This is a genomic window from Virgibacillus sp. LDC-1 (assembly GCF_030137545.1).
Lineage (GTDB): Bacteria > Bacillota > Bacilli > Bacillales > Amphibacillaceae > LDC-1.
Window position 1 is genome coordinate 50,994 of sequence record NZ_JARUVL010000005.1, and the last position, 16,860, is coordinate 67,853.

Here is a 16,860-nt window from a genome sequence, read left to right on the forward strand (position 1 = left end):
AGAAGCCGACCTTTTGAAGAGGTGTCCAATCTCTTCGATGGTCGGCTTCTTTTTTGTCCTAGCAATACATGTTTTAGCCCATGTATACATATTTTACAAACTTCTGTTGGAAAGTACAATAATTTAACAGTTTGTTCACGATTAAGTCACAAATTATTCACAATTATATGTTGCAGTTTATTGTACATCTAATGCATTTTTTAGTTCTTCTGAGGAATTTTCCCAAAATTGTTGATTAAAGGTTTTCAAATAATCACCTAGAAGCTTTTTAGAATGGTCATCCATATGATCTACAATGATTTTTCCCTTTAATGACTTATCCATATGGGTGACATGTTCAGGCATCGATTTATAAGCTCGTTTTATAGAGCGATCGACACGGATTTCACTTCCGGCAACACCAGCATAATATGGACCGTTCTCACCATGTTCAACATTTACCCAAACAATCCAATAAAGCTTCCCATTAGGAACAGCATCTTTATCCGGAAGCCATTTTACTCTTCGCTCTATTTCACTGCGCGCATGCATTGCCCCCATATCTACATAGGCCTTATTTTCATTTGGGTCGACAATAACGGAAGACATGTTTTCTAGGCTTATTGCACCAACTCCATAGCCGCCATGTCCATCATTGGAATCATCCTTTATAATTGTAAATGCATTATTCTTCTTTTTATTTGAAGATTGATCTGAATGCATGTTGATCCTCCTTCTAAATTTCTATATAGATTATTGTAGCATGCCTGTTATTGAATTTCATGTGAATGTTCTTATGCATCCATTAACGCATCAATAAGCTGCCAAGCTTCCTTTAGTTCTGTTTCATTGTAATTTTGCTTTGGTTTCACAATATGTACCTTCTTCTCCACTTCTTCTCGTGGTAATTGCTTAAAGTAGAGCATTGTAGCAACCAATTCAAGAAAGCGAGCACTTTTATCCAAAATCATCGCCGATTTTTCTTCTAAGCTAGCAATCTTCATGTCAAACTGCTCTAAAAAACGTTCTCCATCCGTTGTAATTGTATAATGATATTGAAAATAATTGCTTTTTTCTTCTTTTTCTTCGCTGAGAAAGCCTAAATTACAAAGCTCCTCCGTGCGTAATGAAAGTTCTTCAGAGTAAGGGCCATATACATGAAACTGATATTTTTCTTCAAATGGAAGACCACAGGATTGTAGGATATAGATCATCTTTTGCAATTTCTTCCTGCCAACAACCTCTCTCGCAACGGAAAAAAACTGCATTAACTTGGCATGATTAATTAACATTGCCCTCATCTCCTTGTCCGTAAAGAATAGCCTTAATTTGTTCTACCGTCTGTTTATCCTCGTTCATGTCTAAAAGATCTTTCGGAAAATAAAGCTTATGATCGGTACGCTTCTTTCCTGAAATAGCTTCCACGATATCCGAATGCCGGGATAGTTCTTTTAACTCCCCATTGGGCATCAATAAATGAATCGGCAATCTTTCTTCTTCTTCTCCTGGACGATAAAAGTCATATGGTAAGTCTGATGAGGAATCGTCTACTAAATAATACTCTGGATCAATACCGATTTTTTGAAACAGCCGATACAATTCCATTAATTCCTTCATCATATGATTGGGATTAAATTCCACATACTTAAATAACCGTCGATTCATAAACCGTTCACAAAGATCACTCAAAATAAAATCATCTTCGTCTTGCCATAGCTGGAAGTAATATTGAACAATCGATTCATCCAGCTTTAAATAATGCTCTAGCTGTACATCTCCTGTAAAAAAAGAAATAAAGTGTGTTGGCTCTAATTTAAATGTATAATTGCTTGTTTCATATAAGTGCTTTGCGCGGTGCAATATTTTAGTTAAAATAACTTCTGCACTTCGTGTAACTGGGTGAAAATAAACTTGCCAATACATTTGATAGCGACTCATAATATAATCTTCCACCGCATGCATTCCTGTTGACTTAATAACAACTTGATCCTCTATCGGACGCATGACCCGAAGGATGCGTTCCATATCAAAATGACCATAGCTAACCCCAGTAAAATAGGCATCCCGTAGCAAATAATCCATTCTGTCTGCATCAATTTGACTTGAAATTAAACTTACGACTAATTTATTCTGATACGTCTTATCAATGACATCCGCTACATTCTGCGCAAACCCTGGTTGTACACGTTCTAACACTTCATTTATCTTTGTATCTCCTAAAATAATTTGTTGGGTAAAATATTCATGATCTAGCTTAAAAACTTTTTCAAAGGAATGCGAAAAAGGACCGTGACCAAGATCATGTAATAAAGCTGCACAAAGACAGAGTAGCCGTTCTTCATTATCCCAATTCGGTCGATCCTGAAAATTATTAATAATCCTTCTAACAATTTCATACACACCAAGCGAGTGATTAAATCGACTATGCTCTGCTCCGTGAAACGTTAAATTGGTTGTGCCTAACTGTTTTATTCTACGAAGCCGTTGAAATTCTGGTGTGGCAATCAAGTCCCAAATTACTTGGTCACGAACATGTACATAGCGATGAACTGGATCCTTAAATACTTTTTCCTCCTGAAGTTGCTTATCTTTATATGCCATTTTGAACCAACTCGTTTCTGTTCGACATTTTTCCTTTATTATATATGATAGAGATAATGGAAAAAAGGTATAATTAAACAAACCACATAGAAGGTAATCTGTGTAAAATAGAAATAATGTGTAGATAAGGAGTCGCATATGAATAATTGGCAGGAAATCATAACACATGATCTCTTTCGATATATTGACCATTCAAACCAACAAAATTTGCTAGGTAAGCCATATACTGCGCTAGCTTCATTTGCTATCGATGATGCTTTAGCTAGCTCCGTGAGTGATAAGGAATCACCTCCCGTTCTTAGAATGTGGGTCCATCCAAAAACGGTTGTTCTTGGTATTCCTGATGCAAGACTTCCATATCTTGAAGCTGGTGTCCAGATGCTAGCAAACCACGGTTATCAAGTAGTCGTTCGTAATTCTGGTGGGCTTGCTGTGGTCCTTGATGAAGGTGTACTGAATCTTTCACTTATCCTTCCTGGCGTAAAGCAACTATCCATTAATAAGTGCTATGAAGCAATGGTGCGCTTTGTACAATACATGCTGAAGGATATAACAACAGCCATTGAGGCATATGAAATCGTTGGTTCCTACTGCCCCGGTGATTATGATTTAAGCATAAACGGGAAAAAATTTGCTGGTATATCACAGCGGAGAATTAAAGATGGTGCAGCAATTCAGATTTATCTCGATGTGGAAGGAAAAAGCAAAGAACGTGCCGCCATGATAAAAGCCTTTTATGAGAAAAGTATCCAAGGAGCAGAAACAAAGTTTTCCTATCCGAAAATTGAGCCAGAAAAGATGGCGTCTTTGCGTGAGCTTTTGCAAATCGATCTCACGATAGACGATATGAAAAATCGTGTCATAAATGCATTACACGAGCTAAGCGAGGAATTGGTTGTACAGGATATTACTGTCGAAGAACAACAAACGTTTTCATCTCGTTATCAACAAATGTTAAAACGTAATGAAAAGATTTCCGCAATAATCGGAGACTTTCAGTAAAGCATTGTTCGATTTAAAAATAAAAGCCCGTCTCGAAATAGTTTAAAAAACCTTCGAGACAGGTGACTATCTTTTAAGACACTTATTGTTCTTCGGCTTGCATCGCCGTTATTAAAGCAAGCTTGTACACATCGTCTACGCTACATCCTCTGGATAAATCATTGACAGGTTGGTTAAGCCCTTGAAGTATCGGACCTACTGCTTCAAAGCCTCCAAGCCGCTGCGCGATTTTATACCCAATGTTTCCCGCTTCTAAGCTAGGAAATACAAAGACATTAGCATCCCCTTGAATAATTGAATCGGGTGCTTTCTTTTTTGCCACCTCCGGTACGAAAGCAGCATCAAATTGAAATTCTCCATCCACTACAAGTTGGGCGTCCTTTTCCTTTGCTATCCGTAATGCTTCCTCAACCTTCTCTGTTTCTGCTGATTTTGCTGATCCTTTCGTTGAAAAGCTTAACAATGCCACTCTAGGATCGATTCCGAATAGCCGTGCAGTTCCCGAACTTTCCACAGCGACCTCCGCAAGATCTTGACTATCAGGGGCAATATTAATCGCACAATCACCAAATAAATATTTTTCATGGTCTCTTACCATAATGAAGACACCAGAAGTTTTTCGAACCCCTTGCTTTGTCTTAATAATTTGCAATGCAGGTCTTACCGTTTCAGCAGTTGAATGCGCAGCACCACTAACAAGCCCGTCTGCCTCTCCCATATAAACAAGCATTGTACCAAAGTAATTTTCATCCAATAAGATTTCCTTCGCTTGTTCTTCGGTAGCCTTTCCTTTTCTTCTCACAACAAATTCATTTATCATTTTCGATGTGTTCTCATATTTAGCTGGATCAATCATTTTACATAAACTTAAATCAATACCTTCTTTAGCCGCTAGCTGTTCCATTTTTTCTTGATTTCCAAGCAGAATCGGTAAGACCATTCCGTCCTTACTTAGTTTTTCTGCAGCCTTTAAAATACGATTATCGGTTCCTTCGGGAAAAACAATTGATTTATTTGTCCCTTTTACTTTTTCCTCTATTGCTTTAAATAACGCACTCATATTTCCGACCTCCGAATCTTATGTTGAGCATATTCTTCTTCTCTTTCATCGTCTCCTTATTAAAATCATAGTATACTTTTGAGGTTGTATAAAGAAATCTGAACCATAAATTCTAACAAATTGATGACATACTGCTACCTTTCCAAAGACACACGCTTATTCTTAACCCTTCTTCAATGCTAACGATTCCTTACTTATGATATAGTTTAGTTTAGGGATATGCTTAGAAATATGAGGATTTAACACCTATATAAAGGAGAGATATTCATGGTTGAAGCAGTAGAAACAATGGATGGCTGGTATTCCTTACATGATTTCCGCACAATTGACTGGACAGCCTGGAAGCTAGCATCTGCACAAGAAAGACAAGCAGCCATTACGAGCTTTGAAAAACTTGTACACAAATGGGAAGCTGTAGAAGCAGATAAGAATGGTAGCCATGCAATGTATAAAATAGTTGGTCAGAAGGCTGACTTGATCTTTATGTTTTTACGCCCAACAATGGACGAACTTAATGATTTAGAAACAGAGCTGAACAAGTCGAAAATGGCTGAATTTATGATTCCAGCTCATTCTTATGTATCCATCATTGAACTAGCAAAATATCGTCCTGCAAAAGATGGCATTGATCCAGAAACATTACCAGAGACTCAAGCACGATTAAGACCTACCTTACCAAAATGGGAGCATATTTGCTTTTACCCAATGAATCGTCGGCGTCATGGAGAAGAGAATTGGTATACTTTAGAAAAAGATGTACGTGGCAAATTGCTTTATGAACATAGTAAAACTGGGCGAAAATATGCCGGAAAAGTAAAACAGTATATTACCGGTTCTATTGGACTTGATGATTGGGAATGGGGCGTAACTTTGTTTGCTCATGATCCACTTGAATTTAAAAAGATTGTTTACGAAATGCGCTTTGATGAGGTAAGCTCTCGTTACGGTGAATTTGGTGAATTCTTTGTTGGTAATATTCTTGCAAAAGAGGACATTGCAGCATATTTACATGTTTAAATGCTGTTTTTAGTGGGAAATCACATTGGACAAAGCCCACTGATGCACCAATAACAAAAGACTTAATTTCTTTTTTAGGAATTAAGTCTTTTTCTTATTATCTGCATTAAATATTTTATTAATTAATAAGATTAGCAATAACGACATAATTATTGCAAATGCTCTTTTTATATTGTTTGGCTCACCCAATAATATAAAGAACACATTTTCAAATGTAGGAATTCCAGCCCAATGAAGGATAGGCAATATGACAAATAATCCCGTTAGAAAACCAATTGTTTGATTTATTACATTTCTTTTTAGCATAAAGACCTCCTCGTTCGTAACCCCCCTGTTAAAAGAGTGATATTTACAATTATAAATATTATTACATAATTTTTATTTTATTTAAAATATTTAAATCAAATCCATTATTGCTCATTATAAAGTGATCATTTAAAAGTTGTGCGAACTGTGTTCCATCCGGATCTCTTTCACTTTGGCTACGCCACTTGTACACGTTCCCCAGTTTGATAGCGAGAATCATAATGATCCTATCGATAAGCGTGTTCACGAAAACAAGCCAAAACAGATATTTTCAAAGCATCGTAATCGCTTTTTTATATACCTCATCAAACAAAGAAAAATCTCCCTAAAAATACCTATCCTGTCATAATAGCTTATCTATGCTCATACATATAATCTAGTGAACCTGGCATCCAGAATGTCACAAAAGAAAAGAGGGATATTAGTGGCTGTCATTCCCTATACCGAAAAAGGAGTAGACTTATTAGCACGATTAATTCGAGCAGAAGCAGAGGGAGAAGGAAAGCTAGGAATGCTAATGGTCGGAAATGTTGGTGTGAATCGGGTGAAGTCAAATTGTCTGGATTTCACAAAAATACGGTCCATCGATGACATGGTATTCCAAAGCCCAGGTGGATTTGAAGCAACACAAAAAGGATATTTTTATCAGCGCGCGCGCGAGTCTGATAAGGAATTGGCTAGACAGGTAATTCGTGGCGATCGCTATCATCCTGCTACAAATTCACTTTGGTTCTTTAAGCCAGCTGGAAGCTGTCCTGCCCAATGGTACGATCAATGGAACAGTGGCCGCTACAAATCGCATTGTTTTTATTCTCCAACTGCTACAGATTGTCCAAATGTATATTGATTTCCCGTAAAAACTTGACCTAGTGTATGTGGAAGTGAATAGCTAGCCCACTTGAGCAGTCTCCTTTGCCTAATAGCTAAAGGAAAGCAGATTTTGATTAACATCCTGTTGGTGACTAGCATCATCAACGAAAAGACATTAGGAGGGATTTTCATGAGTGAAAACAAAGAAAATCAAGGCACCCAGTATTCTGGTCAATACCAATCCTACCCATACTTTTATCAACCAGCACAATCTCCAGCATATTACCCATCATATAACTATCGACAATTTCAATACCCACAGACTCAAACAACACAAGCACCTGCAATTCCAGGAATGCTTCCAATTGAGCAATCCTATGTAGAAAACATTCTACGCTTAAATCGTGGAAAACCAGCAACCGTGTATATGACCTTTGAAAATAACAAAGAGTGGAATGCTAAGATTTTCAAAGGGGTAATTGAAGCAGCAGGAAGAGATCACTTAATTCTAAGTGATCCGCAAACAGGAAAACGTTACTTATTACTGACAGTCTACCTAGACTATATTACATTTGATGAAGAAATTAATTATTCCTACCCATATGATGGTACCGGTCAATACGCTACGTATTCACCAAGATAACGTTAAAAGGATAGCACGTAGGATGATGTTCACCTCTCCTTTTTGTGCTATCCTTTTTATACTTTTTTATAGATGAGGCGATTCCATGAGGCACCCTTACGAAAAATTTATTCGTGGAGAAATTATTTGCCTTGCGCTTGCCATCTTAATTGGAATCATTGCACTTGTACAAAGCTCGATTATACTCATCTTTCTTTCCATAGTTCTTATTACAATAAGTCTTCTATGTGATGGACTAAGCCTTTGGCATACGTATCATACGTTAAATGCGATAAAACAAATAGTACGTGCAGTCTTACTTTTATTATTTGCTGTTTACATTCTATTAACGCTGTAACCCATACTTATGACACATATTTTACGACCGCGTATCCTAAAAGTACCCAACCGATTAAAAATGCGACACCACCGAATGGGGTGATCATTGCAAATAACTTAATGCCTGATGTGGAGTATATGTAAAGGCTGCCTGAAAATAGAATAACACCAACAAAAAACAGCCAGCCTGCTCCAATAAGGCTACTGCTTTGAAACTTTGCGTACAGCAATCCCGTTACAAGTAATGCCATCGTGTGAAACATCTGATAATTCACAGCTTTTTCCCATGTGCCAAGCGCTTTTTCAGAAATTTTTCCTTCTAATCCATGTGCTCCAAATGCACCAAGCGCTACTGCTAAAAAGCCATTTACAACTCCTAAAAGTAAAAACAATTTCATATTTACCCCTACTTTCTATTAAAAATCAAAGATAGATTTCCCATTTGCCCCGTCGTTAGATTCAGGCTCATCTAGAGAGATATCATCACCAAACATAGCCTTTTTTTCTTCTAACGTTATCTTTTCCTTTAATCTATTCGAAGATGCAGAAGCTCCTTCGCCTTCCTCAGCTAGGAGTATATCACACAATAGTCGAATACTATTTATATGTGGTAGCATTTTTGGACGATCGTCAGCATGGACATTGGCTTTCTCCAATTCCTCTATCATCTTTTTAAGGATGATCTGGTTCGTTACTGCCATTCGCGTTCACTCCTTCCCGCTACCAAGTATAACACGTTTTTTTCGCTTGTCCGTATATAAAGCACATTAAAAAAGAACTATCGGACGCATATATTGTCCTTATAGTTCCATCAGTAAAATAAAGCTTGCGTTTATGTATATATACTTACTTACGTTATTCGTTCATTCTCCGTTAAAACGCCAAAACTAGATTACGAAGCATACATTAAACATTTACTTTTTTTTGTTCATTGACGTACTGTTCATGCAACCACCTTAAAAAAACAAGCTCATCCATCAAAAGTTCCCTACCTAACTCGACTTCTGTATCTTCACAAAATTGATTGAAGCTTACCATATGCTGAAATCCCCCCAAAGTAGAAAACCAATCTTTATTTCCTATATTGTAACGTTTTTTGGGAAATGGTTCAAGGGTTTGTAAAATAAATAATTTACAGACAATATGACGTATTTAGACATACGCTTTGGATTGTCCAGAATTCATTAACGTAAGAATATTTACACATGTTGATGCATCGCTTCCTTGAATCGTCCATTCCACTCAATATGCTTTCGAGAAAATTTTGTCGGTGAATCAATTCCCATAACTGCAGCCATTTCAAATAGACCTTCGCGCAACGAAAGCAAATAATTACATACACGATATTTTTTCTCATCAATACTTAAAGCTTTTTGTAGTTTAGGATCTGTTGTAGCAACACCTACTGGACAGCGATTCGTATGGCACACCTCTGCCATAATACATCCGACACTCATCATAAAACCGCGAGCAATATTAATCAAATCAGCACCTAGAGCTAATGCCATAGCAATCTTGTCTGGCGTCAGTAATTTTCCTGAAGCGATAATATAAGTTTGATTACGTATTCCGTACTTTCTTAATAAATCATCAAGCATTGGGATCACCGTAAAAGTTGGCAGGCCTACAGATGCAGCCAATTCATAATACGTCGCACCAGAACCCCCTTCACTACCATCTACCGTGATAAAATCTGGTACAATTCCAGTTTGGTGCATAGCCTGTACATAGCTTTCCAACTGCGCTTCATTACCAGCCACTATTTTTGTCCCCACTGGCTTTTCACTGATACGACGCATTTGTGCTAAAAAATCTAGCATTTCTTTTGCTCCTGAAAACTGTTCAAATCGATTTGGACTATTTATCTCTGTCCAAGGCCTTACACTACGGATTTCCGCAATTTCTTCTGTCACCTTACTTCCATCAACATGTCCGCCACGCTGTTTCGCGCCTTGAGCAAGTTTTAGTTCAAATGCCTTATTTGTTCCATATCGCTTTTTTCTTTAAAACGTTCCCATGAAAATGCGCCATCTTCCGTACGCACACCAAATAAACCGGAGCTTATTTGCATAATTAGATTAACATTCCCTTTTAAATGATATGGGGACACACTGCCTTCACCCGTATTCATCCACGTTCCACCTGCCAGTGCTAAGCCTTCTGCCAGCGCAGTGATTGCGTGATCACCTAATGCACCATAGCTCATCGCTGATTGCCCAATAAGTCCCTTTACCCTAAACGGATAGTTCACAGTATGCTCACCAAGGATAATTGCGTCCTCATCTGGAAGTAGAAATGGTTCAAAATCTTCCTCTACACGGTGTTCCTTTCGACTAAATAATGATTCATTATCCAAAACATAGCGCTTTGAATGAATGAGTGGATATTGCTCGACTCTCATTTCTTCTCGTTGCTTCGGAAACATATCGTTTACCATATAATATCCTTCTTCTGTAAAGTCACGTTCTGATCCAAAGCCTATCATTCTAGAATTATATTTTGCAGCTTTATAAACAAATTCAAATTGTATGCGATTAAATGGTTTGCCTTCTAGATTATTATTAAAAAAATATTGCCGTAACTCCGGTCCCATTTTCTCTAAGATATAGCGCATTTTCCCTAATAGTGGATAGTTACGCAAGATAGCATGTTTTTCTTGCCGTTGATCATGGATATAAATTCGAAGCAAGAATAATAAAGGAATCAGGATAATTAAAATAAGGAACAATATTAATCCAATCATTATATTTCCTTCCATAAAAACACGTCCTTTTCGTTCTTTGGAATATAAAGATTTACTTCAAATAATAATCCCCTATGACAAAAGTCCTTTGTAAAATAAGTGTAATAATCCCTTCCCAATTGAGCGGACCGATAAACATAGGCCTTCTTCGTTTATCAGGAAATGAGAGAAAAATCGAAAACACCATTGAAATTTAATTCAAATAGTTGTATATTTATACAGGCTCATTCGTTATGTTTTTTGGACAAATTAATGATTTCAATTATAATAAAGGAAATATTTTACTGGAGGTCTTTTTATGAAGAGAAAGCAATATCACATCATTGATCATCTGAAATTTATTATCCCTTCACTAATCGGTGTGATTTTATTTATGTCACCTATCAAAATAGAGAGTGGATTTACAATCCCTATTGCTATTCTAGCAAACTGGGTACAAGAAAAACTGGCAGATCAGCTGTCACTTATTATGATGATCATCATTGTTATTACTGCTATCTTTACTTTGCTTGCCAAAGTAGCTGGAAAGCACAGCTTAGAAAAGACTCCATTCTTTCAAACATTACTTTATACAACCTGGTTTTGGACGATTGTTCGTGTACTTGCAGCTATTTTTGCTGTGCTCGTCTATTATCAGATTGGACCAGAAGCAATTTGGAGCGAAAACACTGGGGCAATGCTGCTAGGAAGCTTATTACACGTCTTATTCTCTGTATTTCTTTTTGCTGGATTATTTCTCCCATTACTAATGAATTTCGGATTGATGGAATTATTCGGTACATTGATGACAAAGATTATGCGACCATTATTTAAACTCCCCGGCCGTTCTTCCATTGATGCACTTGCATCTTGGATAGGAGATGGCACAATTGGTGTCTTAATGACGAGCAAGCAATATGAGGAAGGCTATTATACGAAACGAGAAGCGGCAGTCATCGGTACAACGTTCTCCATTGTATCGATTACATTTACGCTCGTAGTCATTAAAGAAGTTGATCTAGAACATATGTTTATTCCTTTTTACCTTACCGTGCTAGCTGCTGGATTCGTTGCCGCTTTAATAATGCCACGCATCCCACCATTATCAAAAAAAGCAGATACGTATGTAACAAATACGACAGAACCTGTTGATGAAAGCCTGCCAGCAGGGGCAACAGCCTTCAGCCACGGCTATGCTAAAGCGTTAGCACGTGCAAAACAGGAAACAAGTGTTTTACAGTTTATTAAACAAGGTGTACAAAATGTGCTTGACATGTGGATGGGAGTAGCACCTGTCGTCATGACCTTTGGACTTATTGCTCTTGTGATCGCTGAAACAACACCTTTGTTTTCTTGGTTAGGAATGCCTTTTATTCCTTTACTAGAGCTCATGCAAGTGCCATTTGCTGCGGAAGCTTCCGAAACAATTTTAATTGGATTTGCCGACATGTTTCTTCCTGCAATTATCGGTTCTTCCATTGATGCAGAGATAACTAGATTTATTATTGCGGCGTTATCCGTTACACAGCTCATTTACATGTCAGAGGTGGGGGGCCTGTTACTAGGTTCAAAGGTACCTGTCTCCTTTAAAGATTTGTTTATTGTCTTTTTACTACGGACACTCATTACCTTACCAGTGATTGTTGCGATTGCACATATGCTTTTTTAATAAAGCAGCCAGCGCGCTTCTGCATAAAATGTAAGATCCCCCTGCCCCGATATAATGGGCAGGGGGATCTTACATGTAGGAAGAAAATGTGCAGTTGACCGCTATTTTTATCGGCTTAGCGTATTACGCTTCTTGTTTTAGTAGCACAGTTTTATTGTTCTTCTTGCGAGCAGGAAGCATGTTAAAAAGGATATTTAAAACGATCGCTGTCAGGCTTCCTGCAACAATGCCGTTACTCGTAAGAATTTGGACACTCTCTGGCAGGTGGGAAAATAAATCAGGAACAACAGAAACCCCAAGACCGATCCCTACAGAGCATGCGACAATCATGGAATTTTCCTGTGACTGTGAGATCGTGCCGCTTAGCATTTTGATGCCTTGTGATACAACCATTCCAAACATTGCTACCATCGCTCCACCAAGTACTGATGTAGGAATAATTGTCGTAACTGCTGCTACTTTCGGCAAGAACCCTAGCCCGATAAGCATTAACCCAGTAATGAGAATAATTTTTCGCGAGCGAACACCAGACATTTGAATCAAACCAACATTTTGTGAGAATGTCGTATAAGGAAACGCATTGAAAATTCCACCAATAACAGAAGCTAACCCTTCTGCACGATAGCCTTGTGCTAAATCTTCTTTTGACAGTTCTTTTTCACAAATATCACTTAATGCGAAATAAACGCCTGTAGATTCAACAAGAGAAACCATCGCAACTAACGTCATCGTTAAAATTGCCGACCATTCAAAAGTTGGCACGCCAAAATAAAATGGTTGCACGAGATGCAATACTGCTGCATCTGTTACCGGTGTGAAATCAACCTTCCCAAGAATCATTGCTACGACTGTTCCAAAAACGATCCCGAGTAAAATGGAGATAGAACGGATAAAACCAGTAAACAACCGATAGATGAGCAGAATTACTGCCAAGGTACCAAATGCTAAAGCGATATTTGTAAACGAACCAAAGTCACTTGCACCTTGTCCGCCACCCATATTCGTAATTGCAACAGGGATAAGCGTAATTCCGATTATTGTAACCACTGAACCAGTAACAACTGGTGGGAAAAATTTCACGAGCTTGCCAAAAAATCCACTTATAAAAACAATAATAAGTCCTGACATAATAATTGAACCGTAAATTGCTGTGATACCGTATTGACTTCCAATAGCAATAATTGGACCAACTGCTGTAAACGTACAGCCCAATACTACAGGAAGACCGATACCAATAAAACGGTTATGCATAATCTGCAAAAGCGTGGCAATCCCACACATCAAAATGTCAATGGAAACTAAATATGTGAGCTGCTCACTCGTTAAGCCTAGCGAGCTTCCGATAATTAATGGAACGATAATTGCTCCTGCATACATCGCTAATAAATGCTGTATTCCTAAGGTTGTCGCTTTTAATCCGTTTTTCATTTGTCATCCTCCTTAAAGGTAACCGTTCCATTTTGTAATGAAGCGATAGTAGCAAGTGATTCTACTCTAATTCCTCGGGATCGCACAAGCTCTCCTCCTGATTGAAAGCCTTTTTCAATGACTATGCCTGCTCCTGCGATGCTAGCTCCTGCACGTTCAACAATCTCAAGTAATCCAAGCAATGCTTGACCATTTGCTAAAAAATCATCCATAATCAACACATTATCTTCTGGCTTGATAAAATCACGAGAAACCGAGATTGTATTCGTTTCTTCTTTTGTGTAAGAGTAAACATTAGCAGTTAATAGGTTCTCAGATAAGGTTAACGACTTTTTCTTACGAGCAAACACCACTGGAACATGTAAGACGAGCCCAGTCATGACTGCAGGTGCGATGCCAGATGACTCGAGGGTAACAATTTTCGTAATATTATCCTTCTTGAATCTACTCGCAAACACCTCTCCAATCTCCTTCATCAGCGTGGCGTCGATTTGATGATTTAGAAATGAATCTACTTTTAATACGGTATCCGATAAAACTTTTCCTTGTTGCACAATTTTGCTTTTTAATGCTTTCATCATCATGCTCCTTCTCCTAAAATGTGTGTGGTAATTTCCAAGCTGCTGTGAATAGCGAGATAAAGCAGTCGTATACAGATGCTTATTTATTGCACAACAAAAAAAGCTCTCAGAAACGAGCAGCCACCCATACTATGAGTGGAGCAAGTTCCTTCGAGCTTTCAATTCGATAGGAAATAAATGCAAAAATTCACCCAGATTGATTAAACGGGTTTATTTTTACATTACATGCCGCCCATAGTCGGTTTATTTACGGTAAACCGGTAGAAACTTGCAGGCCATATCCCTGCTATTATATGAGTGAATGCATTATTTGAATGTCACTATTATAGCATGCCCTTTCCATTTTTCAAGCATTTTTTGTGAAAATGATTCATTAATTTTGATAAGAGTATGCTTAGGAAGAAGAGGAAACGACGTTAATGTTATAGCAATATTAATGGGTAACGTGGCTGTCTCTAATCCGTTGATCTTTTTGATAAGAATCATTAAAAGTCTTACTGCTAGTTACGGTCGGAACATGCCTGTGCATTAAAGAGGTGCTTTTTTTACCACACTTCTTGATTTGCTCGTTTTTTATGAAAGAATCGCTTTATTCGAGATGCACTTCCTTCTATCAGCGGCTGAGAAATTCCGAGTACTGGTTTGCTTGATAGAAGGAAAACAATTGCAGCAGATATAACCGCCAATCCAATCACATCAATAAACGAACCGATTTTAAATAAATCTGCTTGACGAAAGTATTGAATGAAAAATCCATGGAGCAAATAAACATACATTGTTCGCGTTCCTAAGCTTGTTATACGCATTTGTTTCGTTGGAATCCATGCCAATATACTAAAGACCATTATTCCAGATGTGGCGTAAACGAGTAACCGGGCTATGCCGCCATATTCAGGCATACCTAAGTCAAAGTAAGACTTAGATGCGAGCAACCAGCCAGAATTAAAATCCGGAGCAAAATAAACGCCAACTGCTACTGTTGCCAGTAGTACTAAGGAAACTGCTTTTACGCTCCGGTGCTTTAACCAAAGCACATGCTCCTTTGTCATCCAAAATCCAAGTAAAAAGAATGGAAAAAACACAAATGTTCGAGACAAACTAAATGCATGCCCAATTTGACCAAAGTAACCGACAATTAATCCGATTTGAATTGCTATTGCCATCCCTAATAAAGGCGGGATTTTTTTGAACCAGAATAACAATATATGCCAACAAAATAAACTAAATAAAAACCATAGCGACCAATGTGGATAAAATAAATCGGCCTCCCACCCTGATTTTCCAATAGCTACATAGTAAGCAGTATATATAATCTGGAAAATCAAATATGGAATTAATAGTTTCTTCGCTAATTTCAATATATATTTTCCATTTCCAGAGCCCTTTGCAAAAAAACCCGCTAGAAAGATAAAAGCAGGCATATGAAATGTGTATATCCACATATATAGCGTATTCATCCCTTGCGAGTCCGCAATAAAAGGTTGAATGATATGCCCAAAAACAACTAAAAAGATTAATATAACCTTTGCATTATCAAAGAATGCATTTCTTTCCATTGAACTCATCCTTTTCTTTTGCACATTCGTATGTTAATACTAGTTTACCTCCTCTAGCATCGCGATAATCACTTGTCGTCAATTCTTCATATGGATGTTATTTTCTTGTAAATTAATTGAAAATTTGAAGCATGTTTGTAAAAGAGTGGCAATGTGTTTTGGAGGGTGATTCTTGATCGAGTTGGGGGCTTTTCTCGCTCAAGTTGGGTGATTCTTGATCGAGTTGGGGGCTCCTCGCTCAATAAGCGGAGTTGTCGCTGTCCACACTACAGTAAAAGAGCTTCCAATGATGATTGGAAACTCTGCTTTTTATCCTTCTGCTGTTTTTCGTTTCGTTTTTCGTTTGGGTTGTCTCGGCTTCGGCTTTTCTTTCTTAGCCTTTTCTAACGATGCCTGTAATGCTTCCATGAGATCGGTAACATTATTTGGTGTTGGGGCTTTTTCGTTCGCAACTACTGTTTGCGCATTACCTTTGCGATTTTCAATTAAATCTAGTACTGCTGTTCGATATTCATCCTTATAATTTTCTGGATTAAATTCAGTTGTTAGCTGATCAATGAGCATTTTTGCAGTCTCGAGTTCTTTTTTTCCTGTCTCCACCTCTTCGGGAACATTTGGTACATCTAGCACGTTGCGCACTTCATCTGGGTAGTGGATCGTTTCAGCAACTAATGTGTTTTGGTATACACGAATCACCGCAAGCTGCTCCTTTGCTCGGATAATCATTTTTGCTACACCAATTTTTCCAGAATCCTTTAACGCTGTTCGCAGCAGTCCATATGCCTTTGTACCTCCCTCGTTTGGTGACAGATAATAGCTTTTTTCGAAGTAAATTGGATCAATTTCCTCTAACTTAACAAAATCAATTATTTCAACTGCTTTATCTGTTTGCTCTTTGCGTAACGCCTCTAAGTCTTCTTCATCTAAAATAACAAACTTATTTTTAGCATACTCAAACCCTTTCACTATTTCCTCATTCTTTACTTCTCGATTACAGACTGGACATGTCTTTTCATATTTAATCGGTGTTTGGCATTCTTTATGGAGCTGTCTAAATTGGACATCTTTGTTTTCTGTAGCCGCGTGCATCTTCACAGGAATATTTACTAGTCCGAAGCTTATTGTACCTTTCCACATCGTGTGCATCGTGGATCCTCCTTTTTTGCAT

The 16,860-nt window shown here is 37.8% G+C and carries 17 protein-coding genes, 1 pseudogene and 1 riboswitch; of the genes and pseudogenes, 6 read left to right on the forward strand and 12 right to left on the reverse strand.

The genetic code is table 11. The features are described 5' to 3' along the window. Nucleotides 1–177 precede the first annotated feature (177 nt). From QBK89_RS06180 to QBK89_RS06190, 3 genes are all read right to left on the reverse strand, one after another. Complete coding sequence (locus tag QBK89_RS06180) at nt 178–702, reverse strand: YwhD family protein (protein ID WP_284140159.1); 525 nt, start codon at nt 700–702, stop codon at nt 178–180. Between the two features lie 71 nt (nt 703–773). Further along, complete coding sequence (locus tag QBK89_RS06185) at nt 774–1,271, reverse strand: YwgA family protein (RefSeq protein WP_284140160.1); 498 nt, start codon at nt 1,269–1,271, stop codon at nt 774–776. Then, nucleotides 1,261–2,580 carry an HD domain-containing protein gene (locus QBK89_RS06190; protein WP_284140161.1) on the reverse strand — a complete coding sequence of 440 codons (1,320 nt, stop codon included), beginning with the start codon at nt 2,578–2,580 and terminating at the stop codon, nt 1,261–1,263. Before QBK89_RS06190 ends, QBK89_RS06185 begins: the two co-directional genes overlap by 11 nt. 138 nt (nt 2,581–2,718) lie before the next feature. On the opposite strand from QBK89_RS06190, the gene QBK89_RS06195 reads away from it, so the two are divergent. After that, the gene (locus tag QBK89_RS06195) at nt 2,719–3,582 is read left to right on the forward strand and encodes a lipoate--protein ligase family protein (RefSeq protein ID WP_284140162.1); all 864 of its coding nucleotides are present in this window, start codon (nt 2,719–2,721) and stop codon (nt 3,580–3,582) included. A gap of 82 nt (nt 3,583–3,664) precedes the next feature. Here QBK89_RS06195 and pta read toward each other — a convergent pair whose 3' ends face one another. Next, entirely contained in the window at nt 3,665–4,642 is a 978-nt protein-coding gene (pta, locus tag QBK89_RS06200) for a phosphate acetyltransferase (protein ID WP_284140163.1), read from the reverse strand. Nucleotides 4,643–4,909: 267 nt separating this feature from the next. Here pta and hemQ point away from each other — a divergent pair, with 267 nt between their 5' ends. Continuing rightward, on the forward strand, nt 4,910–5,659 hold the full coding sequence (gene hemQ, locus QBK89_RS06205) for a hydrogen peroxide-dependent heme synthase (RefSeq protein ID WP_284140164.1): 750 nt from the start codon (nt 4,910–4,912) through the stop codon (nt 5,657–5,659). A gap of 81 nt (nt 5,660–5,740) precedes the next feature. On the opposite strand, the gene QBK89_RS06210 is transcribed toward hemQ, so the two are convergent. Further along, entirely contained in the window at nt 5,741–5,965 is a 225-nt protein-coding gene (locus tag QBK89_RS06210) for a hypothetical protein (RefSeq protein ID WP_284140165.1), read from the reverse strand. A gap of 424 nt (nt 5,966–6,389) precedes the next feature. On the opposite strand from QBK89_RS06210, the gene QBK89_RS06215 reads away from it, so the two are divergent. The 3 genes from QBK89_RS06215 to QBK89_RS06225 all read left to right on the forward strand — a co-directional run bounded on the left by QBK89_RS06215 (nt 6,390) and on the right by QBK89_RS06225 (nt 7,755). Then, a complete protein-coding gene (locus QBK89_RS06215) occupies nt 6,390–6,812 on the forward strand; it encodes a cell wall hydrolase (protein ID WP_284140166.1) in 423 nt (140 codons plus the stop codon). A gap of 153 nt (nt 6,813–6,965) precedes the next feature. Continuing rightward, nucleotides 6,966–7,418 carry a spore coat protein GerQ gene (gerQ, locus tag QBK89_RS06220; protein WP_284140167.1) on the forward strand — a complete coding sequence of 151 codons (453 nt, stop codon included), beginning with the start codon at nt 6,966–6,968 and terminating at the stop codon, nt 7,416–7,418. A gap of 85 nt (nt 7,419–7,503) precedes the next feature. After that, nucleotides 7,504–7,755 carry a hypothetical protein gene (locus QBK89_RS06225; protein WP_284140168.1) on the forward strand — a complete coding sequence of 84 codons (252 nt, stop codon included), beginning with the start codon at nt 7,504–7,506 and terminating at the stop codon, nt 7,753–7,755. A 7-nt stretch (nt 7,756–7,762) separates the two neighbouring features. Here QBK89_RS06225 and QBK89_RS06230 read toward each other — a convergent pair whose 3' ends face one another. From QBK89_RS06230 to QBK89_RS06240, 3 genes and pseudogenes are all read right to left on the reverse strand, one after another. Continuing rightward, on the reverse strand, nt 7,763–8,134 hold the full coding sequence (locus QBK89_RS06230; RefSeq protein ID WP_284140169.1) for a DUF423 domain-containing protein: 372 nt from the start codon (nt 8,132–8,134) through the stop codon (nt 7,763–7,765). Nucleotides 8,135–8,152: 18 nt separating this feature from the next. Further along, a complete protein-coding gene (locus tag QBK89_RS06235) occupies nt 8,153–8,437 on the reverse strand; it encodes a YwdI family protein (RefSeq protein ID WP_284140170.1) in 285 nt (94 codons plus the stop codon). 498 nt (nt 8,438–8,935) lie between these two features. Continuing rightward, nucleotides 8,936–10,494: pseudogene (locus QBK89_RS06240) on the reverse strand (FMN-binding glutamate synthase family protein). A 283-nt stretch (nt 10,495–10,777) separates the two neighbouring features. On the opposite strand from QBK89_RS06240, the gene QBK89_RS06245 reads away from it, so the two are divergent. Then, a complete protein-coding gene (locus tag QBK89_RS06245) occupies nt 10,778–12,127 on the forward strand; it encodes a YjiH family protein (protein WP_284140171.1) in 1,350 nt (449 codons plus the stop codon). Between the two features lie 123 nt (nt 12,128–12,250). Here the strand turns inward: QBK89_RS06245 and QBK89_RS06250 are convergent, their stop codons facing one another. The 4 genes from QBK89_RS06250 to ku form a co-directional block, all read right to left on the reverse strand. Next, a complete protein-coding gene (locus tag QBK89_RS06250) occupies nt 12,251–13,555 on the reverse strand; it encodes a nucleobase:cation symporter-2 family protein (RefSeq protein WP_284140172.1) in 1,305 nt (434 codons plus the stop codon). Beyond that, nucleotides 13,552–14,133, reverse strand: a complete 582-nt coding sequence (locus QBK89_RS06255) for a xanthine phosphoribosyltransferase (RefSeq protein ID WP_284140304.1) — start codon at nt 14,131–14,133, stop codon at nt 13,552–13,554. The genes QBK89_RS06250 and QBK89_RS06255 overlap by 4 nt, the downstream gene beginning before the upstream one ends. Before the next feature lie 218 nt (nt 14,134–14,351). Then, nucleotides 14,352–14,453, reverse strand: a riboswitch (purine riboswitch). A gap of 228 nt (nt 14,454–14,681) precedes the next feature. Beyond that, nucleotides 14,682–15,692, reverse strand: coding sequence for an acyltransferase family protein (locus QBK89_RS06260; protein ID WP_284140173.1), 1,011 nt, complete (start codon nt 15,690–15,692; stop codon nt 14,682–14,684). Between the two features lie 309 nt (nt 15,693–16,001). Beyond that, nucleotides 16,002–16,838 (reverse strand): non-homologous end joining protein Ku, encoded by an 837-nt coding sequence (ku, locus tag QBK89_RS06265; RefSeq protein WP_284140174.1) that lies wholly within the window; start codon nt 16,836–16,838, stop codon nt 16,002–16,004. Nucleotides 16,839–16,860: the final 22 nt, after the last annotated feature.